This is a genomic window from Novosphingobium lindaniclasticum LE124 (assembly GCF_000445125.1).
Classification (GTDB): Bacteria; Pseudomonadota; Alphaproteobacteria; order Sphingomonadales; family Sphingomonadaceae; genus Novosphingobium; species Novosphingobium lindaniclasticum.
This window is the reverse complement of sequence record NZ_ATHL01000126.1, coordinates 12,811-38,483: the sequence shown is the minus strand read 5'-3', so window position 1 is coordinate 38,483 and position 25,673 is coordinate 12,811. Positions and strand designations below refer to the sequence as shown.

The window sequence follows — 25,673 nt, the reverse complement described above, 5'->3', positions numbered from 1 at the left end:
TTCGTAGAGCCCGTTCCCTCAGGCCCGGCTCGCGATATAGGCGCGCCAGCCGCCGAGGTCGGTGATGTCCTCGGCGCCGTTCAGCGCGCGCGGCTCCGCGACGAAGCCCTTGACGCTGGAGCCGTCCGCCAGGGTGACCGTGCCGATCGCCAGCGGCGCGGGCACGTCCACGGTGAAGCTGCCGAACTCGGCGACGCCCAGTTCGTAGACCTCGACCTTGATCGGCGCGCCGCCTTCGTCATGCACCAGCGCGGGCTTGGGCGGCACGCTGTCTGCCATGGCATAGAGCCGATAGGTCGGCGCAGTCTCGAACGCGCCCACGAAGGCGGCATCGCGCGAGGTGAGCTGCCAGTGCAGCGGCATGTCCTTGAGATGGGCGCCGACGACGGCGAGTTTCACGGTCTGCATTCTTCCCTCCAGGTCGAGTGGCGGCGGCGGCCCGAGGTCCGCCGCCGAAAGGTAGGCATCGGCCGCGTCCAGCAGGGCGCGGTCGGTGTCGGCCGGGCCGATCAGGGTGATCCCGAAGCCCGTGGCATTCGCGCGAGAGCCTGCGGGGACGGCCAGCGCGGCCATGTCCAGCAGGTTCACGAAATTGGTGTAGAGCCCCAGGTTGCTGTTGAGCGCCACGGGCGCCGCCAGCATCTCGGCCACGCGGTAGGTCGTGCCGGTGGTCGGGAAAGCCAGCAGGTCGATCTCCCCCCACAGGAGATCCGCGTGGCGCTTGAGATCGGCCATGCGGTATATGCCGTCGAACAGTTCGACCGCCGCGATCGCCGCGCCGGGTTCGACCACGGCGCGTACCGTCGGGTCCACCGCCAGCGGGTCGCGGGCGAGGATGTCCCGCATGGCGGCGGTACGCTCGGCGACCCAGGGGCCGCCGTAGAGCAACTGCGCCGCTTCCAGCAGCGGGGCCATGTCTATCTCGACGATCTCGCCCAGGCCCGCCAGCGTCTCCAGCGCCCGGTCGTAGAGATATTCCGACTCCCCGTCCCCGAAGAACACCCGCTGATCGCGTCGCGGCACGCCTATGCGCTTCACCGGCAGGGCGCGGTCCGCCAGCGCCTTGGAAAACGGATCCGCCACGTCGAAACCGGCCACCACCCGGTCCACCAGTCGCGCATCGGCGGTGTCGTGGGTGAAGACGGTGATGCAGTCGATGGTGCGGCAGGCCGGAACCAGCCCCCGCGTGCTCCACCGGCCTTTCGTGGGCTTGAACCCGACGAGATGGTTGAACGCCGCCGGGACGCGGCCCGATCCGGCGGTGTCGGTCCCGAGGGCGAAAGGCACCAGCCCTGCCGCAACGGCGATCGACGAGCCCGAACTCGACCCGCCGCTGACATAGGCGAGGTTGGAGGCATTGCGCGGGATGCCGTAAGGGCTGCGGGTCCCATTGAGGCCGGTGGCGAACTGGTCGAGGTTGGTCTTGCCCACGCAGACCGCGCCCGCCGCAAGCAGCCGCTCGATCACGCCCGCGTCGCTTTCGGGCGCATAGGCGAAGGCGGGGCAGGCTGCGGTCGTCTCGAAACCCGCGACGTCGATATTGTCCTTCACGGCGAAGGGCACGCCCGCCAGCGGCAGGTCCTCTCCCGCCGCCACCCGCGCGTCCACCGCGCGAGCGGCCTCGAGCACGTCTTCGCGGCTTGCCCGACTGATCCAGATGTGCGGCTGGACGGCGTCATATGCCGCGATGCGCGCGAGCGCGGCCTCGGCCACGGCGACGGCGCTGGTCTCGCCGGAGCGGACTGAAGCGGCGACAGCGCCGGCGCTCGTGCAATCGTGAACGCTCATGCCGTCTTCCTCAGCGCCAGCATCGGCGCACCGGGCTGGAGCGACTGCCCCTCGCGCATGTAGAGGGCCGCTACCGTGCCGCTGCCGGGACTCTCCACCGAACATTCCATCTTCATCGCCTCTATCACCGCGATCCTGTCGCCCGCCTCGATCCTGTCACCCGCCGCCACCAGCAGCCGGGTGACGCTGCCGCCGTAGGGCGCCTCGACGAGGTCCGATCCTTCGGGAAGGACGATCGCGGCGGCAGGCGGCGCGTCCGCTTCGGCAAGGTCGGCCGCGTGGTCGAACTCTCCGCGCCGCTGCCATTCCGCGCGCTCCTCGTCGAAGGCCGCCTGGCGGCGCGCCTCGAAAGCGGCGATGCCTTCCGCATTCTCCGCCAGGTAGGCGCGGTAGTCGGCCAGGCGGAACTCGGAAGGTTCGATGCGGATCGATCGGCGTCCGGCCGGAAACTCGCGCCGCCACTCCGTCAGCTCCTCGGCGCTCACCGGATAGAAGCGGATCTGGTCGAAGAAGCGCAGCAGCCAGGGTTTGCCTTCGGTGAAGGCGCCGCCCGACCCTTCCGGGCTCTGGCGATAGGTGTTCCAGACCGGGATGGTGCGCCCGAACAGCTGGTAGCCGCCCGGCCCTTCCATGCCGTAGATGCACATGTAGGCGCCGCCGATGCCCACGACGTTGGGCGGTGTCCAGGTGCGCGCGGGGTTGTACTTGGTGGTGACCAGCCGGTGACGCGGATCCACCGGCGTCGCGACCGGCGCGCCGAGATAGACGTCCCCCAGCCCCATCACGAGATAGCTCGCCTCGAAGATCAGGTTCTCCACCGCCGCCGCGTCGGGCAGGCCGTTGATGCGGCGGATGAACTCGATGTTGTCAGGGCACCAGGGCGCATCGTCGCGGACGGTGGCCATGTATTTCTCGATCGTCTCGATCGTCGCCGGATCGCGCCAGCTGAGCGGGAGGTGGACGATGCGCGAGGGGATCGCGAAATCTTCCAGGTCGCCCAGCCGCGCCTCGGCCGCCACCAGCATGTCCAGCGCCGCCTGCTGGTCCATCGCCGCCCCGTCGAAGTGGAGCTGGAGCGAGCGGATGCCGGGCACGATATCGACGATGCCGGGGGCGGCGAACCGCTCCAGTTCGGTCATCAGCGCGTGGACGCGGATGCGCAGTTCGATGTCGAGAACGATCGGGCCGTATTCGACCAGGATGTTGCGGTCGCCCTGCTGGCGGTAGACCGTGCGCGGGCGGCCGGGGCCTTCCGGGAATTGCGCCAGGATCGGGCTGAGCGTCTCCAGCGAACGGGCCCGTGCGGGTACGGGCGCGGTGCCGGTCTTCAGCAGGGCGCGCTGCGCCGCGTCCGCCGCCGCCGCGTCGGCGATGGTGACTGGAGCGAAGCGCAGCTTGTCTCCCGGGGAGAGCTGGCCGATCTTCCAGCGGTCCGCCGCGATCACCACGAAAGGACAGACGAAGCCGCCGAGCGAGGGCCCGTCCGGCCCCAGGATGATCGGCATGTCGCCGGTGAAGTCCACCGCGCCGATGGCATAGGGGTTGTCGTGGATGTTTGAGGGGTGGAGGCCCGCCTCGCCGCCGTCCGTGCGGGCCCAGCGCGGCTTGGGGCCGATCAGGCGCACGCCGGTGCGGTTGGAGTTGTAGTGGACCTTCCACTCCGCGCCCAGGATGGTGGTCACGTCCTCGCCGGTGAAGAAATCGGGCGCGCCGTGCGGGCCGTAGAGCACGCGCAGGGTCCATTCGTTGCCCACTTCGGGCAAGTCCGCCGCCGGCAGCGCGGCTTCGGTCGCGCCTCCCGCCAGGTGCAGCGTGTCCCCCGCGAGCAGGCGCCGCGCGGCATGGCCGCCGAACTGACCCAGCTCGAATGTGCTGCGGCTGCCCAGATAGGGCGCGATGTCCAGCCCTCCCGCGAAGAGGATATAGCCGCGCAGCCCTCCGGCCGTAGCGCGGCCCATCGCCAGGATCTGTCCCGCCGCCACATCGGTCGGCACGCCGCGCGAGACCGGCACGCCGTCCAGCGTGGCGCCGAAGTCCGCGCCCATGAGGCAGATCCGCGCCGGCGCGACGAAGTTCAGGGTCGGCCCGGTGCTGGTCGCTTCCAGGCCGGCGGTGCCTTCGGGATTGCCGAGCAGCCGGTTGCCGAGGCGGAACGACTGGTCGTCCATCGGCCCCGAAGGCGGCACACCCACCGCCCACAGCTTCTGGCGGCCCGGCCAGTCCTGCACGGTCGTGGCCGTGCCGCCGCTGACGACGCGGAAAGCGCGGGGGCGATAGGCGATGGTGTCGAGCACGCGGGTCGAGACCTCGCCGCTGACGAAGGCTTGCGAGCGCACGACGTCGCGCAGCCAGCGCAAATTGGTCTCGATCCCGTCCACCCGGCTGGCGTCCAGCGCCGCCTGCGCCGCCGCGACGGCCTGCCCGCGCGTGGGCGCATGGACGATCAGCTTGGCCAGCATCGGATCGTACCAGGCGCTGACCGTGCTGCCGGACTCGCACCAGGTCTCGACGCGGATGTCTTCGGGGAATTCGACGCAGGTCAGCTGCCCGGAAGTCGGGCGATAGTCGAGCGCGGGATCCTCGGCATAGAGGCGCATCTGCACGGAATGGCCGCTGGGTGCCAGAGACGAACCCGCCGTGGGCAGCGCTCCTGCGGCATCGAGGAACGCGAAATCCCCCGCGCCGCCGCGTACCATCCATTCGACCAGGTCGACCCCCATGACCATCTCGGTCACGCCGTGTTCCACCTGGAGGCGGGTGTTCATCTCCAGGAAGAAGAACTCCTCGCGGTCGGCATCGTAGAGATACTCCACCGTGCCGGCCGAGCGATAACGCGCCGCCTCGCCCAGCCGCACGGCCGATGCGAACAGCCGCTCGCGAACGTGCTGCGGCAGGTGCGGCGCCGGTGCTTCCTCGACCACTTTCTGGTTGCGGCGCTGCAGCGAGCAGTCGCGCTCGCCAAGCGCCATGACGCGGCCCTCGCCGTCGCCGAACAGCTGCACCTCGATATGGCGCGCACGGCGCACGTAGCGTTCGAGAAAGACGCTGGCGTCGCCGAAATTGCTCAGGCCGAGCCGCGCGACGGCAGCGAAGTGCTCGCGCAGGTCTGCCTCGTTCTCGCAGACCTTCATGCCGATGCCGCCGCCTCCGGCCGTGGCCTTGAGGATCACCGGATAGCCGATCCCTGACGCCGCCACGACGGCCGCTTCCGCATCGGTCAGCAGGTCGGTTCCCGGCGCCAACGGCACGCCGTGCGCCGCAGCCAGCGCGCGGGCGCTGTGCTTGAGGCCGAACGTGCGGATATTGTCCGGCGTCGGGCCGATGAAGACGATCCCGGCGGCGGCGCAGGCCTCGGCGAACTCGACGTTCTCGGCCAGGAAACCGTAGCCGGGGTGGATCGCGCCCGCCCCGGTCTTTCGTGCCGCATCGAGGATCGCGGCGATGTTCAGGTAGCTTTCGGACGCCTTGGCGCCGCCGATGCACACCGCCTCGTCCGCCTGGGTGACGTGGGCCGAGCCTTCGTCCGCCTCCGAGTAGACGGCGACGGACTTAAGGCCCATGCGCCGCAGGGTGCGGATGATGCGGGTGGCGATCGCGCCCCGGTTGGCGATCAGAACCGTGTCGAAGCTCATGCCGCGACGATCATGCGCACGGGGGTGGGATTGAACCCGTTGCAGGGGTTGTTGACCTGCGGACAGTTGGACACGACCACGATCACGTCCATTTCCGCCCGCAGGTCCACGGTCAGGCCCGGCGCGGAGATACCGTCGACGATGCCCAGTGACCCGTCCGGCTCCACCGGTACGTTCATGAAGAAGTTGATGTTGGAGACGATATCGCGCTTGCCGCGCCCTTCCATCAGGTTGGCTTCCAGGAAGTTCTCGACGCAGGCATGCTCCGCCTTCGTGTGGTGGCCGTAGCGCAGGGTGTTGGATTCGCAGGAGCAGGCGCCGCCGATGGTATCGTGGTAGTCGACCGAGGTGGCGGCGATCGTCATCAGCGCATTGCCTTCGTTCGAAAGCAGCCGGGTGCCCTGCCGCAGGAAGAGGTTGCCCTGGGCCGAGACGGTATCCTGCGCGCTGTAGCGCTCGGCATCGTCCGCGGCGGAATAGAGCAGGAAGTCGACGGCCTGGTTGCCTTCGAGGTCGACGATGCGCAGCGTCTGCCCGGCCTTGACGTGGTGCAGCCAGGGCGCGCGGGCGGGAACGACGACGTCGTGGACGACGGTGCCGTCGAGGCCGGACAAATGGGGATCGGTGCTCATGATCGCGTGTCCTTTCAGCGGCGGAAATAATCTTCGACGTTCCTGAAGGCGCGCAGGCCCTCCGGCGTCGCCTGGCGGACGGGGTCGTCCTCGCCGGTGACGGCGCCGCGCCAGGCGGTGGCGCGCAGCGGGGTCACGTTCCACGCCGGGCGGGGATCGAGAACGTGCGGGACGTTGGCGATCACCACGATCACCTCCATCTCGGCGCGCAGCACCAGGCTGCGGCCCGGCGCGAAAGGACCGACCTCGGGCGTGATCGTGCCGTCACTCTCGATGCGGGCGCCCTTGAACAGCGTCACGCAGGGATGCACGTCGCGGCGGCCGAGACCGTGCTTCGCCGCGCCCAGCAGGAACCTGTCGCGCCCGCTGGGGAAAGCGCCGCTATTGCGGCCCTCTCCGTATTTGGCGGCGTTGATGGCGGCATTGGAGGTGCCGCAGAACGTGTCGTGCGTGCCCGCCTCGTCCGTCAGGATGCTCATCAACACGCGGCCCATGTCGGACAGCAGCAGCTTGCCCGCGCCGAGGTAGGCGTTCCACTGGACCTTGACGGTATCGGCCACGTTGAGCCGCTCGCTCGGCATCTCGGCGTTGAACAGCAGGATCGAGGCGCAGGCATCGCCGTGAAGGTCGATCAGCCGCAGCCGCGCCCCGCGCGGCAGGCGCCGCGTGGCATAGCCGCCTGCCGCCACTGTCTCTTCCCAGAGCAGATCCTGCGCGGCGACCTCCGCCGGCAGATCGTCCGCCACCGGCGGCACGATCGGCATGGCTTCGGCCAGAGTGCCTTCCATGGCCCGCGCATGATCGCGCGCGGCAAGCGGGTTGGCCAGGGTTGCGGTCATGAAGGCGCTCCGTTCAGGGGGTGATGGCCGGCCTGTTGGTCGTGCAGCGGCGGCAGGAGCGAGGTCGTGGTGACCAGTTCCAGCTGCTGCACGCCGCGGACCCGGCGGATGGCGTCGCAGAGTTCCTTCAGCCTGATGGCGGGACCCTGCACGAGAAGAACTTCGAGGGACTGGTCGTCCTCCAGCACGACATGCTGCGAGGAGATCACTTCCTTGAGATAACTGGCCTGCGTCTGCGAAAGCTGGTGCCGCACACGGCCGCGCTCGCCGCGATAGACCAGGGTGATGGTGCCGGCGAGCATCTCGTCCGGGCGCATGAGGGATTCGTGCTCCGCCAGCGCGTGGCGGATCAGTTCGGCTATCAACTGGGAGCGGGACGGCAATCCGCGTTCCGCCACCATCATGTCGAGTTGTCTGAAGAGGCCCGCCGGGAGGCTCATGCTGAGCCGCGCCAGGCTTGTGGATTCGGAGCTCATGGGAACCCTCTTTCCAGTTATTACCTATCTAGTCAATCGTAATACTCGTAGGCAATGGAGCTTCAGCGTCGTTTTCCGGCGCATGATCTTCCGGACGTTCGCGCAATTGCAGGTCGTAGACCGCCGTGGCGCCGAAGCGATGCGGGGCGTGCGGATCGTGGCGGCGCTTGTCGAGCGCGAGCACGCGCGTGCCCAGTGTGAAGGCCTCGCGGATGTCGTGCGTCACCATCACGATGGTCAGGGCATAGTCGCGCCAGAGGCTGCGGATCAGCGCGTGCATGTCCGCGCGGATGCCCGGATCGAGCGCGCCGAAGGGCTCATCGAGCAGCAGGATGCGCGGCCGCTTTACCAGCGCCTGCGCGATCGCCAGCCGCTGCTGCATCCCGCCCGACATCTGCGCGGGATAGAGGTGCAGGCTGTCGCCCAGCCCCACCGCCTGGAGCATGGCCGCCGCCTCGTCCCGCGCGGCGCGGCGGGCGGCGCCGAACAGGCGCGCGCTGAACGGAGACTGCGCGCATTCCATGCCCAGCATCGTGTTGCCCAGCGCGGAAAGATGCGGGAACACCGAATAGCGCTGGAACACCACGCCGCGATCCGGCCCGCACTCGGGCGCCAGCGGTTCGCCGTCCAGCAGGATCGTGCCCCGGCTCGGTGCTTCCTGGCCCAAGATCAGGCGCAGGAAGCTGCTCTTGCCCGCCCCGGAAGGGCCGACCACCGAGACGAAGGATCCGGCGGCGATGTCGAGATCGAGCTTCTCGATGATGATGCGGTCGCCGTATTCGACCCAGATGTCGCGAAGGCTGAGGAGCGTGCTCAATGGCGTTCTCCATGGGCCCAGGGAAACGATCGGCGGCTGAGCGCTGCCAGCGCGACGTCCATCGCGATGGCCAGCAGCGCGATCCAGGCGACGTAGGGGATGATCACGTCCATCGCGAGATAGCGCCGCACCAGGAAGATCCGGTAGCCCAGCCCGACGTCCGAGGCGATGGCTTCGGCGGAGATCAGGAAGACCCAGCCCGGCCCCAGCGCCATGCGCATGGCATGGAGCAGGCGCGGCATGGCCTGGGGCAGCGCGACGCGCAGGATGACCTGCCAGCTGCTGGCCCCCAGTGTCTGCGCCTTGATGATCTGTTCGCGCGGCAGGGCGGAGACGTGCGCGGCGATGTCGCGGATCATCACCGGCGCTATGCCGATGACGATCAGCGCCACCTTGGCGGTCTCGCCCAGGCCCAGCGCGATGAACAGGATCGGCAGGAGCGCGATCGGCGGGATCACGGCGATGCCGGTGACGAGCGGGCCGAACGTCGCGCGAACCGGCGGCAGCGCGCCGAGCGCAAGGCCGACCACCAGGGCCGAAAGCGTGGAGATGCCAAGCCCGATGCCCAGCCGCTGGAGGCTGGCCAGGGTATCGGCCCAGAACACCAGTTGCCCGGTGAGTTGGTCGGGGACGAACATCAGCGCCGCCATGCTCTCCGCCATGGCTCCGGGGAGCGGCAGGATCTTGTCGGCAGGATTCGCCTCATGACGGCCGGCCGCCAGGACGAGGTAGACCAGCAGGAGCAACAGGATCGGCACCGCGCCGAGGAGCACTCGCCCCCCTCGCCCGACCTGACGATTCACCCAACGCATTGTCGTGCTTCCATTGCTAGGAAACCCGCTGGTTGCGGATTTCGCACCCGGGATCTCAGAGCTTGCCCTCTGCGGCCATCTTCATGAAGCTGTCGTCGAAACGCAGCGTCACGCGCTGCGGATCGCCCAGGGTCTCGTTGCCCGGGAAGGACATTCCCACCGCGTCGGCCGAAGTGGCGCCCTTGAACAGACCCCTGGAGAAGCTGAAATCGCGCACCCGCGCCATCGTGGTGACGAGCGCGGGCGAGTCCGTGGCGGCGACGGCCGCCTTCGGGTCGGAATAGAGATAGGTGGTGCTGAGCTGCCCGTCGAAAGCCTCGGGCGAGGCGCCCGCCAGCTTGGCCATGGCGGCGCGCGCCGCCTTGCCCTGTGCGTCCTGCCGCGTCATCAGCGCGGTCGTTTCGTACCAGATGCCCGCCAGCGCCTTGCCCAGCTTCGGATTGGCCTTGAGCGTGGCGGTGTCGACGCAGAGCAGGTCCAGGATCTCGCCGGGAATGTCGGCCGAACTGAACACCTGGCCGGCGCCCGGCAGCGCCTTCATGGCGGTGAGCTGCGGATTCCAGGCCGCCGCCGCCTTGACGTCCGGGCTGGCGAAAGCGCCGACGATATCGGCGTCTCCGGTGTTGACGGTACGCACGTCCTTGAGCTGGAGACCCACCGAGGACAAGCCGCGCGCCAGCAGGTAGTGCGACACCGAAAGCTCCGCGAGGTTGATCGACTGTCCCTTCAGGGACTTGAGATCGCCGCCGCCCTTGACCAGGATGCCGTCGTTGCCGTTGGAATAGTCGCCCACGATGATGGCGCTGGTGTCCTTGCCGCCGGCAGCGGGGATCGTCAGTGCATCCATGTTCGCCACGGTCACGCCGTCGAGCTTGCCGGCGGTGTACTGGTTCACCGATTCCACGTAGTCGTTGACCTGCACCACCTTGATCGTGATGCCGTACTTGTCGGCCCATTTCTTGACGATGCCGGCCTGCTGGGCATAGGGCCAGGGCATCCAGCCCGCATAGATCGACCAGCCGATGCTGAACTCCGTGCGCGCCTTGGGCGCCTCCGCGGTCTGGGAGCAGGCGGCGGTCAGCAGAGCCCCCACGGCCACTCCCGTCACCATTGCGATCCTGGCCATCTGACGGATTGGTGCGATCATGACTCGGTCCCCTTTCGCAGTGCAGCATTGCTGCGAACGGAAGCCTTGTCTACCAGAAAATATTACGTCTCATCATTTTTGTAATACCGTCGGATAATGGCCCGGTGCGGCCGAACCTGCGGCGCCGGTGGGCGAACCCGAAGCGACGGATGCGGCTGGGTGCGAACTCAGGCCGCCGCCGTACCCTTGGCGGCTTTGCCTGCGCGCTTGGTCGCCGGGGGTTTGACGGCATCGTGAAGCGGCGGCAGCAGCGCCGTGGTGGTGACGAGTTCAAGCTGCTGCACGCCCCGGATCGCCCGCAAGCCATCGCAGAGCGCCTTGAGGCGGATGGCCGGCCCCTGCACCAGCAGCACTTCCAGCGACTGGTCGTCTTCCAGGAAGACGTGCTGCGAGGAGATCACTTCCTTCAGGTACTCGGCCTGGCTTTCCGCAAGCTGCTGGCGGACCCGTCCCCGATCGCCGCGATAGACCAGCGTGATGGTGCCGGCCAGCATCTCCTCCGGCCGGGTCAGCGCCTCGTGCTCGGCCAGGGCGTGGCGGATCAGTTCGGCGATCAGTTGCGAACGCGAAGGCAGGCCGCGCTCCTCCACCATCATGTCGAGCTGGCGGAACAGCTCGGCCGGGAGGCTCATGCTGAGCCGCGCCAGATTGGCGGCGTCGGTGCTCATGCGGCAAGCCTTGCGGCCATGGTGGCGATCCTCGTGCGGTACATCCTCCCTCGACTAACCGCAGGCGGGCTTTCCGTCCAGGCCGCCCGTCCAAACCGGCAGCTACCCCGAAACGGATGATGACCTCCATCATTATTATTACTGTTTATACCAGCCGTATTATCCACGAGGCTGCCATGGCTGGTCCGGCCCTTGGGGGGACGCGAGGGCGCGGCCTCCAGCGAGTCGCACAATCCTAATTAATACTCTTGACGCGAATCGTAATATCCATACCGTGATGAAGGGTCGCCTGGCAGAGCGACGGGAACCGGGAGAGAAAATCCGTAGACAACGGGTCGTCATACCGACCCGGAGGGAGGTTTTCGATGGAACGACTGCCCATCTTCTGCTCGGTTCTCTCAAACGACGTTTTTCCATGCGATGAGATCCACATCGTTCCGGCATCGACAGAGGATCAGCGCCAGCCGGTGGATCCGTAGATGCCTCTGCCGCTCCGTCCCTGATCCTGCGCATCGCGCACCGGATCTCGGAGAAGCCTGACCATAGAACCCCGGCCCGCCTTCCGGCGATGCCGGACACGAAGAAACGCGCCGGCGCGACATCCGCGAAGATGGCCGGCCCGTCATGCCAGAACAAGCGGCACCCGATCTTGCGGCGCAGGCAGGCCGAAGCGCGGGGCCTTATCCAAGGACAGGGAAGACATGACACATCGCGCGAATATGAGGGCGGCGCTGCTGTCCGCGACGATCTTCACGGCCGCTGCCGGCGCCATGCCCGTCTGGGCGCAGGACAGCACGGAGCAGCAAGCCACGGGGCAGCAGAGCACCGATCTTGCCGATACCGGAGACGCCATCGTCGTCACCGGCACGCGCCGGGCCACGACCATCATGGACACGCCGGTCAACATCTCCGCCATCGGCGCCGAGGAACTGGCCCGCCAGCGCATCGACGACGTGCGCGACCTGGCCGACTTCACCCCCGGCCTGACGATCTCGGACACCGGCCCCGGCTCCACCGGCTCGATCGTGCTGCGCGGGCTCAATGCCTCCGACATCGCCTCGGGCGGCGCCAGCTACGACGATTCCCTGGGCATCTACCTCGGCGAGGTCCCGCTTTACTACGATTTCAAGCTGCTCGACATCGCGCGCGTCGAAACCCTGCTCGGCCCGCAAGGCACGCTCTACGGCCTGGGCACCCTGGCCGGGGCGATCCGCTACATTCCCAACCGCCCCAACGTGGACGCCTGGGAAGGAGACGCGCACGGACGGCTCTACGCCAAGAGCCATTCGCAGAACTTCGGCTATCAGGCGGACGGGATGATCAATATCCCGCTGGTGCGCGATCATGTCGCCTTCCGTTCGGCGACCGGATACTACTACGATCCGGGCTTCATCGACTCGCCGCTGCTGCTCCAGACCCCAGGCGTGTCCCTGCCGCAGCCGGGCGGCACCGGCGGCGTCACGCGCGAGGAATTCGCGCAGAACCTGCGCCGGCGCGAGGATCTCAATTTCGAACGGACCTTCACAACCCGCAACCAGCTGCTGGTCCAGACGACCGAGGATCTGAAGGCGGTGGTCACTTACGCCTTCCAGCGCACCCGCACCGATGGGGCGCAGGCCAATAGCGCGGGCGTGCTGGGCACCGGCCGGTACGAGAACGCCGCCCGCTACGAGGAGCCGGTCAACCGCCGTGCCCATCTGGCCAGCCTGGAAATCGACGCCAATATCGCGGACATCGTCGATCTCGTCTCCACCACCGCCTATACCGACGTGCGCAACCGCTCGCGCACGGACAATACCGATCTGCTGCTGGACCTCGACTACGACTACGAGCTGTTCCCCGCCTTCTCCAGCTGGAACGAGACCGACAACCGGCGCAAGCAGATCAACCAGGAGATCCGCCTGGTCTCGACTCATGGTGGTCCGTTCAACTGGGTGCTCGGCGGCTTCTACAACCGGCAGAAACTGCATAACGACTATGCCGAACACGTTCCCGGCCTGTCCGACTACTACGGAGTGGAGAACAATCCCGACGACCTGGAATATGTAAGCTATACGAAGTCCCGGATCACCGAGAAGGCGGTGTTCGGCGAAGGCACCTTCAAGGTCACGCCGGAATGGCAGGTCACCGCCGGGGCGCGCTACTTCAAGTACAGTTCCAAGGTGGAGGGCGCGCTGGTACTGCCGCTGCTCGGCGACCCGCTGAGCCCTTACGACGTCGATCCGGCGGGCGGTACCGCCAAGCAGGACGGATGGGTCTGGAAGTTCAACACCTCCTACAACTTCACCCCCGACCTGATGGTCTATGGCACCTACAGCAAGGGCTACCGCATCGGCGGGCCGAACCGGGTCGCCCCCTGCCCCGATCCCGTACCCGCCGACCAGCAGAACGCCTGCGCCCTGCCCAATGAAGTCCAGTTCGGCCCGGACAAGACCCGCAATGCCGAGATCGGCGTGCGCATGCAGCTGTTCGACCGCAAGCTCGCGTTCAACTTCGACGTGTTCCATATCAAGTGGGACGGCATCCAGGTCGATTCCGCCACCTTCTACGGCGTGACCGGGATCACCGTGAACGGCGGTTCCGCCAAGTCCCAGGGCTTCGAAACCACGTTCCAGTTCAAGCCGGTGCCGGCGCTGGCGATCCAGGGCAGCTACTCCTACACCGATGCCAAGCTGACCGAGGACGTGCCCGGCATCATCACCATCCGCACCGTGCCGAACGACTACGACGGACGGCCGAAGTTCACGCAGCTCGACGCGCTCTCGGGCGACCGCCTGCCCGGTTCGGCCAAGAATTCGGGCAGCCTGGGCGCGACTTATACGGTGCCGATGGGTGACGGCGTTCTCAGCGCCAACTGGACGGCGACCTATCGGGGCAACATCGTGTCGCGCATCGGTTGGGATCGCGGTTACGGCGACAAGATTCCCAGCTACGTCCTCCACCGCGCCGCCCTGTCCTACGAAACGGACAAGTACAGCGTAAGCCTCTTCGCCAACAACATCTTCGACAAGTACGCGGTGGTCTCCACCGGGCAGGATCGCTCCCGCATCGGCGTGAACGACGGGGTGGCGGTGCGCTATTACCGCCAGACCGTGGTCAATCCGCGCACCGTGGGAATCGAGGCGCGGATCAAGTACTGATCCGTCAAGCGCTGCGGCATCCCCTTGCCGCCGAACGCCGCCGCCCGGTCGGGTTGCGGCGTTCGTTCGTTTTCAGCTGGCCGCGAGGGGGCCGATGCACGGCCTGGAGCGTGGGGGGATCCATGTCAGATGGAGCATGGGCTGAGTCCATGCGCCCTAAATGGCGATGCCTTGCTCCTGCAACCACAAGCGCGCGGGTTCCAGTGGCGCCGCATGGGCGCGCCACCTGCCGACCCCGTCCGCATTCATCGGCCGGCGGACCTGCGCGGCGCTGGGCGTGGCCACCGCGGCGCGGTTCCGGTGGAACGAAAGGCAATCCTCGTTCCAGTCCAGCCCGCAATGCGCCAGCAGGCGGCGGGTCTCGCTCTCCTGGTCGGCCACCAGTCGCTCGTAGGAAAGTTGCAGCACCGCCTGCGGCCAGAGCCGCTGCCACTGTGCCATCAGCCGATCGAACCGCCCATAGTAGCGCGCCGTATCCATCAGGTCGTAGGAGTAGGCATAGTAGGCCGAGTGGCTGGCGAAGAGGTTCTTGTAGTTGCTCCAGACGGTGTCCATGGCACCGCGTCGCAAGCAGACTACGCGCGCCTTCGGCAAGGCGCGCAGGATATGGCCGAGATAGAGGAAATTCGCCGGAAGCTTGTCCGTGAAGCGCGGCCTGCCAAGGCCGAGATGAACCTGCGCGCGCTTGAGGTAGGCCTCGCCCAGCGCACCCGGATCGATGGCCCCGCTGGCGGCGATGGTCTGCGCATCGATGACGCGGCGTGAGGGCGTTCCTGCCAGCTGCTTCACGGCCAGCGGCATCGCCTGCAATTCGCCGGCGGCCTCTACCGCCGGGTGCGAGGACAGGATGCGATCGACCAGAGTGGTGCCGGTGCGCGGCATGCCGACCACGAAGATCGGCGCGGCCTCTGTCCGCCCGCTCCCCGGCGCCAGAGCGGCAGGATCGCCTGAAAACAGCCGTTCCATCGCATCGAAAATCGCTGCATCCTGCGCAAAGTGGTAGCCGAGCGCCTGTTTCTGCGCATGGTTGGCGGCGGACAAATGGTGCAGCGATGCCGCCGCATCGCCAAGATCTTCCAGTTCCTTGGCCAGTGCATAGCGGATGCGCAGCGAAGCGCCGGAATCGCCTGCCGTGTCGGCCGCCGCCAGCGCTCTCTCCAGGCGGGGGACGTGATTGGCCTCGGCCGTCTGCCGCGAAAGAATGGCCAGCGCATAGTGGACGCGCGCCTCTCCGGGATCGTGCGACAGGATCCTCTCGTAATGACGCCGCGCCGCCTCGACATCGCCGGTAAAGCCGTTCGCCGCCGCCAGATTGTAGCGGAAATCGGGGTTCTCAGGCTCCAGCGCGACAGCTTCGGAGAACGGCTTCAGCGATCCCTGGTGATCCCCGAGCCGCGCCAGGACGCAGCCGATCGTGTCCAGCGTGAGGGCATCGCCGGGTGAACAGTCCAGAGCCTTTCGCGCGGTTTCCCCCGCCTCTCCCTCGCGCCGGACCAGGACCAGCAGTCTGGCAAGCTGCGCGAGATGCTCCGCCCTCGCCTGCGGTGCGGCCCCGCCGCGCGCGACGGCCGCCTCGACCAGCGGGATCGCCTTGGCCACCCGCCCCGCCTCGGCGGCGGCCATGCCGAGAAGAAAGTAGCCTTGCGGCAAGTCCGGGTGCGCTTCGGTCAAGCTCCTGGCAATCGCCGCGGCCTTTGGCAGATCGCCGGAGGCCAGGGCACGACGGGCTTCCTGTTCAGCGAGCATATGGCTGCCCGAACGGTTCGCATCCCCTACGCCACCATCGCGCCGGCCTTACCGTGAGCGCAGTTGGGAACACCGGAAAATGCGCCTGGCTCAAGATCCACCTCAGATTGCCGTCAGTCCCGTTCTTGCCCAGCTTCGGCCAAGACGCAACGGCTTCGGCAAGGCTCGATCCTGCAAATGAGGCGGCAGGCGTCGCTGGGGTTCACCCGTCGTCAGACAGCGCGTCCTGCACAAGGCCCCGTCGCAGCGAATTCGCGCTCAATGCCGCTATGGCCGCATCGAGCGCCCTGCCCTGTAGATCCACGAAGCCGCGTTCGGCAGCCTGGCGCGCCCTGCGCTTGACGATCAGTCGCACGGCGGCGGGGGTCAGCGCGTGCTCGCCGATCGCATATTCGATGCGCGCCGACCGGGCCGCTTTCGCGCCGAGTTGCCCCTCTCCCGTCCGATGGTTCCATGCAAGCTCGCGCAGAGGGACCGGCGCCGCGCCGCTGCGCGCCTTGAGCCGCCGCACGGCGACCCGGCGGAACAGGGGACCGTGCCGAATGTCCGCCATGTCGGCCCAGGCAGTGAGTCGCCGAACGGTCTGCGATGACACCGCAATCGTCTCCCCCTCTGCTGCTTCGCCGCGAGCAGGTGGCAGAAGATGCGCGGAACCGTCGTCCTGCTCCACGATCCGCGCCAGTTCGACCGCCAGCAGTTGCGATACCGGGAGGCCACTCTCGTATCCCAGCGAGAGCAGAGCCGCATCGCGCAGGCCGGGCGGATCCGGGTCACAGGCTGCGAGCATGGCCTGGAGCGTGATCGCCTTCGTCGGCGGCGACCTGACATCCTGCACACCGGCACGGATCGCACCGGCACGCCGCTGCGCAGGAGGGCCGCGCCGCCGCACAGCGCGCAAGGCATTTTTGACGCGCTCTCCTTGGCCTTCGCTGCCGAGCCCCAGAACTCGGTGAACGAGCGTCAGCGAAGCCATCCGGCGCGCGATGGTCGCCGGCTTGAGCCCCCGCGCTTCGCAGTCCTCGATAAACCGCACGAGGCGGTCCTCGCTGGCCGGCAGCCCCGTCAATCGTCCGCGACGGCAGTAGGCGGCATAGTCCTCGAGATCGTTCGCCAGTGCCTTGATCCCTGTAGCCGAACGCGGCTCAAGCGCCTCGCGCAGTCGCCCGGATGCATGGTTCGCCGGGCCTAGCAGATCCGCGACCAGGGCATCCAGCTTGCCCGGCAGGTCCACGCCGCTGCCCGAACGCCGCCGCGGAAGCGCCTGCTCTCCAGGTGGATGAACGGTGACGATCTCGGCTTGCGAAAGGTCGTCCCGAGCCGTTTCAGATGCCCCTGTTTGCGTCATCGCTTGACCTCCCTGCGGCGAAGCATCATCTCTTCGAAAGCACCCGAAAGCAACTACCAGACTATTATCGATAGTGCGTGTAAAGTTGACGCAAGAAGGTGTATAGCTAAATCGCATTAGCTTTCACCCTTCTATAAGCCGCTGTTTATAGGTGTTTTGTGCCGCTCGATCCTGCCTGTTCTTCGCCGCAGCTTGAGCCGATCACCCTCTGCGCCCTCGTTCTGGGTCGTATCCAGATCGGGATCGCCCGCGCCAGCGACGGCGTCCTGCAATGGCTGGCTGCTCGTTCCATCCGCGAAAGCCTCCTGGCGGCGCTTCGACAAGAAGGCCATGCCTTCACCGAACAACGCTTCTTTGCCTGGTACGCTGGGCTGGAGACGCTTTCGAATGGTGCTTCGAGCCGTCTACGCGCTCCCAAGGCGCTCTGTCATGCCGTTCTTACCGAGCTGCGGCACAGCCCCTGGGCGGTGCTGGCGCAAAGCGCCGAGCACCTCCAGCGCGCCTTCATGGCACCTTCCGATTTCCATGGCGGCGCCGACCACGAAGAGCTTCACAGCGTCATCGAAGAGGCCCGCGCGCTTGTCTCAGCGCTCGCTCGCTCCGATGAAGGTCATCCCTTCCATGCCGTCGGCCTCCTCTTTGAAGGGGCTATGAAATCGCCCCGTTTCGCCCGCGAGGAACGCTGCCTGAACGTCGTGCGCGGCATTGCCGCCGACCGCGATGACGGTACCAATTGCCGGTGGGCGCTGGACATCCTGGCAGGGCGCTATCTTGCCCCGCATCACGGCCTGCCCCTCGCCGTCCCCCTGCCCGGTCTCGTAAGCCTACCCGCGGCTCCGCACGACGCCGAGGACTTCCTGGCGACGGACGCAGCCATGGCGACCGCAATGGCAATTGCCGGCCTCCACGACGCTTTCCGGCGGCTCGATCACATGCTGGAACAAGCGGAACGCGATGTGGCGGTGATCGACACGCGGCTGCGAGATCGTCGCAGCTCCGGCCGGTCACGCGAACTTGCGATCTTCCTGGCCGGCTTCGGATCGCTGTCCGGCCGACAGATCGAGCAGGTGATCGGCGTGTCACGGCCAGGTGTCCGCATCGTGACATCGGCGCTGGCAGCCGAGGGGCTGGCTAGCGCGCATCGATCGCGTAATGCCGCGCGGGTCTACTCGTACGCTCCGTCCCGGCCTGCGCAGGACTGCTTTAGCGAGTTGGCGCTCACCTCTTCCGCCATCGACGAGTACGAAGCCTCCATGCAGGCGATCGACGGACTGCTACGCCGATCGTCGGTGACTGGCTTGTCGGACTGAGCTTACCGCTAAGTCGGCGCTGTGGCGTCCGCAGAGGTGCAATGAAAAATGGGTGGGTCGAAGTATGGTGCCGAAGCGCGGCCCGAGAGCGTAGAAAAGCGCTCCAAGGGGGGTAAGGCGCGCCCATCACCTGAAAATGGCGGAAAACCGTGAGTTTTCAGCGGTGTGATGGGGAGCCTCGTAGAACGCCGAAACAGACCTTCCGAGGGGTAGATGCCCCGGCTCCCTCTGGACGCGCTCTACGGGCTTCTCAGGGGCAAATTGCGCCTATCGGCTTCGACCGGCTTCGGGAGCGACGCGCTGGTTGCACAATAAACGTCTGTTTGCGTGCTGAAGTGATTCAATTCGCCTGTCGAGCATTGCCGCGTCGTGGATTGGCCATGACCTCTCCCCAGGCAGGCTGGCGTTCGGTTCGAACTGTGGTGCGACGTAAGAATCCGGATCCCTCGGACTCTAGGCAGCACCTTTCAATTTGGGATGACCCCTTCCCCATATCCTCAATCACATGAAACTTCGTGCGCAGCGGTTAGAAGTCTCGTTAGAGCGATTCTGTTAGAAAAGTTACGCGTGCCGGATTTACGCGGCAGCGCAGAGAGTCTCGCGATTCGCATTTTCCGCGCATTCCTGAAGTGTCGTTGCTACGTTCCCGATGTGACGTTGGGGATGTTCCCGAAAGGTCGAACGGGTGTTCCCGAAGGGTCGATGTCGTGTTCCCGTTAGATCGAAGGTGCTCGTTCCAGCGTTCCTGGTGTGTCGAAGCCTAGATTTTTCGCCGGTTATTTGAATCACTTTTTTGGACGCCTCTTGCGGAAAGGTTCAATCAGCCATTCCGCTACGAGCGCGTCATCGCCGTGCGCTTAGTTTTTAGGAAGAGACGCGACACTTCGGGAACGGCCCCTTGCGATCATGTGCCGGCGGCTCGCCCAGACAAAACGCAAAGACGTGTTGGCCCGGGATGTCGCAAGCGGGGGCGGTTGTTCCCACACTCCCTGTTCTTCCACGAAGGCCGGAGAAAGGATCAGGCGGCAACGGATCGGCTTATGGTAGCGGCGACGCCGCCGCCGCCCAATTTGTTCTTCTGAAGGACTTCTTTCGTGATCCTGCAGGCACGTATCCAGCGCCTTGTCGAGGTGCTGGCCATCATCGCCGGATCCGCGCACGAAAAGGCCCCGAAGCGGTGATCGCTCCGGGGCCTTTGGCTGTATCGACAAGGCTTGAGGTGTTGGTTCACCCCCGCTGCGGGCGGCCGTGCTTTTCGTGGTGGCGCTTGACCCATCCAATGAAGGCGCGCTGCCAGTCGGCGGGTGTCCGCTCCGGCGCAAGCGAGACCCAGCGTTCGAATTCGGCATGGAGCGCATGGAGGTCCCAGCCCGGACAGGTGCGGCGCAGATAGTCGATCGTCTCATCGGTCATGAAGCCGCGCGTGGCGGCTTCCGACAGGCCGATCACCGTGCGGCGGATAAGCTGGCTGGCATCGACGACGGGTTCCGCAGCAGTGACGTCCTTGCCCGGTTTCCCTGGGGAAACGCCGGGCGCGGCCTTGCGCGTGCGCGCCGGTGCGGAGCGTTTGGCAGCGGCCGGTTCGGGCAGCGGCGCCCGCGGCGAGGAGAAGGCGCGATCCACGGCGTCTTCCATTTCGTCCTCGTTGGCCGGAGCGGGCGAGGGCAGCCCTTTCTCCGCCCCGCCCTTGCCGTCGACGCGGCGCATGCGGATCATCGGCTCACCATCGCGCGTGGTTTCCAGCGCCAGTGCATAGCCTGGCAGGTCGTCCTTCTCTACGAGCTTGAGCATTTCGAACTTGAAGCGGCGATACTGCCCTTCCGCGCCGGACTTCTCGAACAGAACCGGCATGGAGATGGCAAATCCGGCATCCCCGGCGCCCCCAGCGTGTTTTCGCGCGACTTTGTAAAGCCAGCGCTCGCGCCCGCCGGTAATATCGAAGTAGGCCCGGTCGATCGAGAGCACGCCGCCCTTCATCATCACGCCTTCCCAGAACCAGTTCGACAGCTCGATCGTCATACCGCGCGAGCGCTCGGTGCGCTCGTCGACCAGCTGGGTCCAGCCGTCCAACCAGGAGAAGGTCGCTTCGCGGCGGTTTTCGGCCCGGATATTGGTCTTGATCGTCGTCGCGACCAGGCGGTCGAGCGCCTGGCTTAGCAATTCGTAAGCGCGCCCGGTAGTGGGGCGGCCGATCGCGCGCAGCAGATCGTAGGGCATGAGATGGAGCTTGCGTGGCACATCGTTAACGCCGCGCCGCGCCATGTCGGCCAGCATGCTGGCGCAGTAGATGAGGATGTCGGCATCCCAGATCGTCGCCATGCCGTAGTCGGGATTGGCCGAGACGTGGACCCAGAGCTTGCCGTCGGGGCTGGTATAATCGATCGGCTTGACGCGTTTGGACTTGGCGAGGCTGAAGAACGGCCGTTCCATCATCTCGCGCTGGTCGCGCATCGGCAGGTCCGCGATATACGGAAGGAACAGGTCGAACTGTTCGGAGGCCGTCTCTTTGCGTGGGCGACTCATTCTCTCATTCCGGACTCAGGACGATGGACAGGATAGCCAGGACACGGCGCTTCGCTGTTTCCCCGGGGAAACAAGAATCGTCGGATTCGGCTGATTCTCGCCATCATGGCGAGCGGCGGAAGCCGGGGCAAACGCCCGGAGCGCTTGGTTGTGCAGAACTTGTGCGTGGTTTTCCGGCCTTTGCGGGCGCGGGACGCACCGGACGGAAAGGGCAGGGGAAACCAACAGGTGTTTCCCCGGGGAAACAGACACAAAAAGGAAGCCCTTTCCGGAGCGGGGTAAAAAGAAAGCAGGGGAAGTCACCCCTGCCTTCTCTTGCGCTGCGCGCCGCCTTCGGGTGGAGCCGCCGCCCTCAGGTCTGCAGGCCTCGGCCTTCCCCGTCCAGCTGGATCAACAGGTTCCGCACGGCAACGAGGACCTCCTCGCGATTGGCTCCCGAGCCGGCGTGAAGACGAAGCGTTACGCCCTGACGGTTGCTCGACTGCACCGAGGCCATCAGGCGGCCATGGCGCGAGACGATCGACATCGGCTCCGGCTTGGCGCGTTCCGCGTCGGGCGCGGCGAGCAGGGCCTTGAGAACATCGGCCGCCGGAATGGTGAGGCGACCTTCCGATCGGCGCGTCGCCTGCTCGCGCGCCAGGCGTGCGGCTTCCTTGCGGACGGCCGCCGCCTTGTCGCGGTCGTCGAGCAGCTGCGCCAGGGGATAGGCCGGCTTCAGCTGCACGTCCGCCGGCGAGGCGAAAGCCGAGAGCACGGCGTCGGGGATGGCCGCGACCTTCAGCATCTTAGACAGCCAGCCCTTGGACAGCTTCAGGCGCTCGGCCATGCGGGTCATGTGGTTCCCGTAGTGATCGCGCAGCGCCTGGGCGTAGTTGCGGGCGCGCTCGAGGTCGGACACGTCCTTGCGCGCGCGGTTCTCCAGATCCGCAAGCCGGAAGGCGGCTTCGTCATCGAGCTGGGCGACTTGCGCCACGAACTGCATGTCCGGGTAGGAATGACTCCGCAGCCACGAAATCGACCAGTGGCGCCGGGTTCCGGCGATCACTTCATAGTCATAGTCCGGATCGCCTTCGACCCGGCGAACGACGGCGGGAACTTTCTGCCCGCCTTCGGCCACGATCGAGTCGATAAGCTCCTGGCAGGATTCCTCCGAGAGATGCGCGTAAGACCGCGCATTGCCGGGCCATATCCGCACGCGCGCCGGATCGAGCAGAAGCTGCGTGACTTGGCGCACTTCACCGGACGCGACGCGGGCGAGGGCGCTTTCCCGTCCGAGCAATGTCGTGCCGCGCGCGCGCTCGAAACGGGGTCGGGGTTCGATCGGGGGCGTGGGCGCGGCGCCTTCCTCCAGGCCTGCGTCGGTTGCAGGCACCACATCGTTTTCGAGACGCATGTCGTCATCGGAAAGCAGAGCGGCGAGATAGTCTGATTGCTTGCGGGCCATGGCTTACCTCGAAGATGGATGGCGAGAATCGGACGGGAACATATGACGAACAAGAACCGTGTAGGAAAACGGTTTTTCGTTGCGAGAGACAGAGTTAGCCATTGACCAGCAAGTCCTCGTCCACGCGCTGCGATCGGCCCCAACCGGTGCGGACGAGCTGTTCGATCTGGCCCATGGCTTCGTCCAGATTGGCCTTGCAGCGCTTGTGGGTGCGGGGCGTGCCGATCGGTTTTTCCAGTTCGTAGACGGTCATCATCCGCAAGGCGGCGTGGCTGATTTCGGCGCTTTCCAGGATCGGCACGGGCAGGAGGGCAGGGCCGAAAGTCTGCTCCATGATGGTGCGGACCATCTCGTGACTGGGATCGTTGCCGTCGAACTTCGAGCAGATCAGCCGCACGAACGAATAGTCCACGGAAATGCCGGCGCCGACGAGCTGTTCGAGCACCTGGTCCATCATCGACAGGAACTGGACAGTAGAGCAGAAGTCCGGCGTCGTGGCCGCCAAGGGAACCAGCAGGGCATTGGCCGCCTGCATGACCGCCAGCGAGATCGTGCCAAGCGCCGGCGGCGGATCGAGGATGACCACGTCGTATTCGCGGGCAAGATCCATCAACCCCTGCTTCAACTTGCGGAAGCGGGCCGCCAGTACCGACTGACCGTCCGCTCCGGCTGCGGCGAGTTCATATTCGACGTCGAAAAGCTCGAGGTTCGAAGGAATGAGATCGACGTTGGGCCACGGCGTGCGCTTAACCGCATAGAGCAGGTCCGCCTGAGTGGGGTCGATAGAGAGGTAGGGGTAGAGCGTCTCTTCGCGGGTGATGTTGAAATGCGGATTGAAGCCGAACAGCGTGGTGGTGGTCGCCTGGCTGTCGCAGTCCACCACGAGCACGCGGTAACCCTGAACCGCGAAGTAGTGCGCGAGGTGGGTGGTGACCGTGGACTTGCCGACGCCGCCCTTGAAATTCTGCACCGCGATCATGGCCGGAACATCGAGTGGTGCTCGGGCCGGCGAGGCGCCCAGCACTTCGCGCATGTGGAGCATTTCCTCGACCGTGTAGCCAAGGCGCCGTCCGTTCCCGGCCGCAGGCGGAGGGGGCAAGCGGCCATCGTCTTCGGCCATGCGAATGCGGTTGGTGGAGCACCCGAGCAGAGTAGCTGCCTCGGCAATGCCGAAGCGCACATTGAGCCCTTTGCGGCTTTCGGGCAAGAAGGCCTTGCGCCGCAGCCGTTCGATCATTTTCTCGCCGGCCTGCGCCATTTCGGAGATACGGTCGACTTGTGAATGCATGTCCCGCCTGCAATATTTCTTTGAACGATTTTTCCGCTATACGCTCAGGCCAATGTTCAGTCGAGACTGAAGATGGCCGAAGGGATATTTGAGCCAGGGCTCGACTGCATTTATGTGCCTTCCGCTGCCGCTTGGTGGAGATCATGCCTCAGGCTTATGGCCGACCTGGCGCAGCGGATCGGCGTCAGCAAACCCACGGTCTGGGCCTGGAAGCACGGCCGCGCTCGCCCGCGGGAGGCGCGGCTCAAGGAAATAGCCGAGGCGCTGGGCACCACGATCGAGGATCTCGACGGCTTGCCGGGGACCGACGATCTCGCCTTTCTGATGGCCCAGTATCGCAAGCAGATTGCAACGCATTTCCATGTGGCGCCGGAGAAAGTGAAGTTCGTCATCGCGTTCTGAATTCGATTGCAGCAACATTCTTGCGCCTTTGGAAAGGCTTGCCGCGATTTTTCGAGCACCCCCGCGTTGACTTATCGGTAACGTCACGCCCTTATAGGAGGAACGCTGACCAGCGGCGGGCGCCCGTGATCTGAACGGGCGGGGCGCCGCGCGTAGGACGGGAACGGATGCGGCACGAACAGGCCAAGGTACTTGTTCTCGACGATGTTTCGGCCATCGTCGAAGAGTTGCTCACCCTGATGTCGCTCCACGACATTGCCGGCGTGGGCGCCGCTACCCTTGCGGAAGCGGTGGACATGCTGGAACGGCACCCCGCCGTCCGCGTGATCGCCTGCGACTTGCGGCTGGACCGGGAATCCGGGCTCGATATCGTTTCGCGGATCCGCCAGCATCCGGTGCTGCGCCTGCGCGCGTTCGAATTCGTGTTCATCACCGGAGACCAGATGCGCGACGACCTGGTGGCGGATACCTCGCGCTATACGTTCCTGACCAAGCCCGTGCAGCCGCAGGCGCTGATCGACACGATGCGGCAGATGCTGGCCAACGGTGTCGGGGCGTGACCGCGCTCGGGAGCGATGCGAGTGCATCGGAGGCGCTCGTCGAGACGCTGCGCCGTCATGTCGGGCTGCGCGGGGTCAGCGATCTGCGGCTGGACACCGCCGCCAGGACGATTCTGTTCCGCCGTGAGAACGCGCACCAGGGTGAGCAGCCGGAAGCGCTTGCGGTCCATCCCGAAGACGTTCTGCGCCTCGCCGCCCTGACCGGCCGGTCCGAAGTCGTCACCGACTTGCGTGTCGCGGACGGAGGCGCGCTGACGCTGATCCTGCGCGACAACCTGGGCGGCACCCATTGGGGCCATGCCGTGCTGATGAATGCGCCCGAACCCCGGCAGCCGCATGAAGCCCTGGCCGAGCGGGCGCGCATGGCCGACCTGGGCGAGCGCGCGCTGATCCTGGCGCATGAACTGCGCCAGCCGCTGTTCACCATATCGATGGCGAACGAGAGCCTGCGCCTCATGCTCGATCGCCCGGACACGACGCGCTCGCGCCTTCAGACAACGGCCTCACGCATCGCGGAGCAGGTGCTGCGCGCGCAGGCGATCATCAAGCGCACGCTCGGGCAGGCGGCGGACGACAGCATCCCGGTGCGCCATACCGACGTCATGGCGGCTGCGGGTAGCGCGGTGGAGTTCCTGGAAGCTCTGTTCGAGGCGGCGGAGATCGCGGTGGAGCTGGATCGCGGCGGTCCTCCGGCCTGCGTCGCGCTCGGGCGCGTGGAACTGGAGCAGGTCTTCGTCAACGTCCTGCGCAACGCGGCCGACAGCATCCAGTCGCGGCGCGCGGGCGGATGGGACGGAGAAGGCCGGATAACCATAGCGCTGGAAGGCAAGCCGGGCCTGATGCGCTGCATCGTCACCGATAACGGCGCCGGTCTTTCCGCCGATCTGGAACGCCTGGCCTTCGAACCGTTCTTCACGACCAAGGCGGGGGAGGGCACCGGGCTGGGCCTGCACATCTGCCGCCAGATCCTCAACAAGGCGCAGGGCGACATCAGGCTCGTATCGACCGGGGACCGGAATGGACAGGAGGGTGCCAGGGTCGAGATCTGCCTGCCGCGCGGAACGGACAAGCGCGCCGCCGCCAGTGTCGCCGCAGCCTGAAGTT

19 protein-coding genes are annotated in these 25,673 nt (G+C 66.4%); 5 read left to right on the top strand and 14 right to left on the bottom strand.

From position 1 onward, the window contains the following. Positions 1 to 18: 18 nt before the first annotated feature. From atzF to L284_RS42210, 9 genes are all read right to left on the bottom strand, one after another. Positions 19 to 1,788: an allophanate hydrolase gene (gene atzF, locus L284_RS42250; RefSeq protein WP_021235460.1), complete on the bottom strand. Its 1,770-nt coding sequence runs from the start codon at positions 1,786 to 1,788 to the stop codon at positions 19 to 21. Further along, on the bottom strand, positions 1,785 to 5,420 hold the full coding sequence (gene uca, locus L284_RS42245) for an urea carboxylase (protein WP_021235459.1): 3,636 nt from the start codon (positions 5,418 to 5,420) through the stop codon (positions 1,785 to 1,787). Before uca ends, atzF begins: the two co-directional genes overlap by 4 nt. Then, positions 5,417 to 6,052 (bottom strand): urea amidolyase associated protein UAAP2, encoded by a 636-nt coding sequence (locus tag L284_RS42240; protein ID WP_021235458.1) that lies wholly within the window; start codon positions 6,050 to 6,052, stop codon positions 5,417 to 5,419. Before L284_RS42240 ends, uca begins: the two co-directional genes overlap by 4 nt. Positions 6,053 to 6,066: 14 nt before the next feature. Then, on the bottom strand, positions 6,067 to 6,891 hold the full coding sequence (locus L284_RS42235) for an urea amidolyase associated protein UAAP1 (RefSeq protein ID WP_021235457.1): 825 nt from the start codon (positions 6,889 to 6,891) through the stop codon (positions 6,067 to 6,069). Further along, on the bottom strand, positions 6,888 to 7,367 hold the full coding sequence (locus tag L284_RS42230; protein ID WP_021235456.1) for a CopG family ribbon-helix-helix protein: 480 nt from the start codon (positions 7,365 to 7,367) through the stop codon (positions 6,888 to 6,890). The genes L284_RS42235 and L284_RS42230 overlap by 4 nt, the downstream gene beginning before the upstream one ends. 28 nt (positions 7,368 to 7,395) lie before the next feature. After that, a complete protein-coding gene (locus L284_RS42225) occupies positions 7,396 to 8,184 on the bottom strand; it encodes an ATP-binding cassette domain-containing protein (RefSeq protein WP_021235455.1) in 789 nt (262 codons plus the stop codon). Further along, complete coding sequence (locus L284_RS42220; protein ID WP_031342887.1) at positions 8,181 to 8,996, bottom strand: ABC transporter permease; 816 nt, start codon at positions 8,994 to 8,996, stop codon at positions 8,181 to 8,183. Before L284_RS42220 ends, L284_RS42225 begins: the two co-directional genes overlap by 4 nt. Before the next feature lie 55 nt (positions 8,997 to 9,051). Further along, positions 9,052 to 10,143 carry a putative urea ABC transporter substrate-binding protein gene (locus tag L284_RS42215; protein WP_021235453.1) on the bottom strand — a complete coding sequence of 364 codons (1,092 nt, stop codon included), beginning with the start codon at positions 10,141 to 10,143 and terminating at the stop codon, positions 9,052 to 9,054. Between the two features lie 167 nt (positions 10,144 to 10,310). Beyond that, positions 10,311 to 10,811, bottom strand: coding sequence for a CopG family ribbon-helix-helix protein (locus L284_RS42210; RefSeq protein ID WP_021235452.1), 501 nt, complete (start codon positions 10,809 to 10,811; stop codon positions 10,311 to 10,313). 701 nt (positions 10,812 to 11,512) lie between these two features. On the opposite strand from L284_RS42210, the gene L284_RS42205 reads away from it, so the two are divergent. Continuing rightward, entirely contained in the window at positions 11,513 to 13,951 is a 2,439-nt protein-coding gene (locus L284_RS42205) for a TonB-dependent receptor (protein WP_031342885.1), read from the top strand. A 156-nt stretch (positions 13,952 to 14,107) separates the two neighbouring features. Here the strand turns inward: L284_RS42205 and L284_RS42200 are convergent, their stop codons facing one another. Further along, on the bottom strand, positions 14,108 to 15,697 hold the full coding sequence (locus L284_RS42200; RefSeq protein WP_021235449.1) for a tetratricopeptide repeat-containing sulfotransferase family protein: 1,590 nt from the start codon (positions 15,695 to 15,697) through the stop codon (positions 14,108 to 14,110). 202 nt (positions 15,698 to 15,899) lie between these two features. Then, positions 15,900 to 17,042 carry a hypothetical protein gene (locus L284_RS42195; protein WP_021235448.1) on the bottom strand — a complete coding sequence of 381 codons (1,143 nt, stop codon included), beginning with the start codon at positions 17,040 to 17,042 and terminating at the stop codon, positions 15,900 to 15,902. Positions 17,043 to 17,200: 158 nt separating this feature from the next. On the opposite strand from L284_RS42195, the gene L284_RS42190 reads away from it, so the two are divergent. Beyond that, positions 17,201 to 18,352, top strand: coding sequence for a hypothetical protein (locus L284_RS42190; protein ID WP_021235447.1), 1,152 nt, complete (start codon positions 17,201 to 17,203; stop codon positions 18,350 to 18,352). 1,227 nt (positions 18,353 to 19,579) lie between these two features. Here the strand turns inward: L284_RS42190 and L284_RS42185 are convergent. The 3 genes from L284_RS42185 to L284_RS42175 all read right to left on the bottom strand — a co-directional run bounded on the left by L284_RS42185 (position 19,580) and on the right by L284_RS42175 (position 23,607). Continuing rightward, positions 19,580 to 20,875 (bottom strand): replication initiator protein A, encoded by a 1,296-nt coding sequence (locus L284_RS42185; RefSeq protein WP_021235446.1) that lies wholly within the window; start codon positions 20,873 to 20,875, stop codon positions 19,580 to 19,582. 352 nt (positions 20,876 to 21,227) lie between these two features. Beyond that, positions 21,228 to 22,319: a ParB/RepB/Spo0J family partition protein gene (locus L284_RS42180; RefSeq protein ID WP_021235445.1), complete on the bottom strand. Its 1,092-nt coding sequence runs from the start codon at positions 22,317 to 22,319 to the stop codon at positions 21,228 to 21,230. 94 nt (positions 22,320 to 22,413) lie between these two features. Next, the gene (locus L284_RS42175; protein WP_031342882.1) at positions 22,414 to 23,607 is read right to left on the bottom strand and encodes an AAA family ATPase; all 1,194 of its coding nucleotides are present in this window, start codon (positions 23,605 to 23,607) and stop codon (positions 22,414 to 22,416) included. A gap of 156 nt (positions 23,608 to 23,763) precedes the next feature. Between L284_RS42175 and L284_RS42170 the strand changes: the two genes are divergently transcribed. From L284_RS42170 to L284_RS42160, 3 genes are all read left to right on the top strand, one after another. Next, positions 23,764 to 24,009, top strand: coding sequence for a helix-turn-helix domain-containing protein (locus tag L284_RS42170; protein WP_021235443.1), 246 nt, complete (start codon positions 23,764 to 23,766; stop codon positions 24,007 to 24,009). Positions 24,010 to 24,176: 167 nt separating this feature from the next. Then, positions 24,177 to 24,569: a response regulator gene (locus L284_RS42165; protein WP_021235442.1), complete on the top strand. Its 393-nt coding sequence runs from the start codon at positions 24,177 to 24,179 to the stop codon at positions 24,567 to 24,569. Further along, complete coding sequence (locus tag L284_RS42160; RefSeq protein ID WP_021235441.1) at positions 24,566 to 25,669, top strand: sensor histidine kinase; 1,104 nt, start codon at positions 24,566 to 24,568, stop codon at positions 25,667 to 25,669. The genes L284_RS42165 and L284_RS42160 overlap by 4 nt, the downstream gene beginning before the upstream one ends. Positions 25,670 to 25,673: the final 4 nt, after the last annotated feature.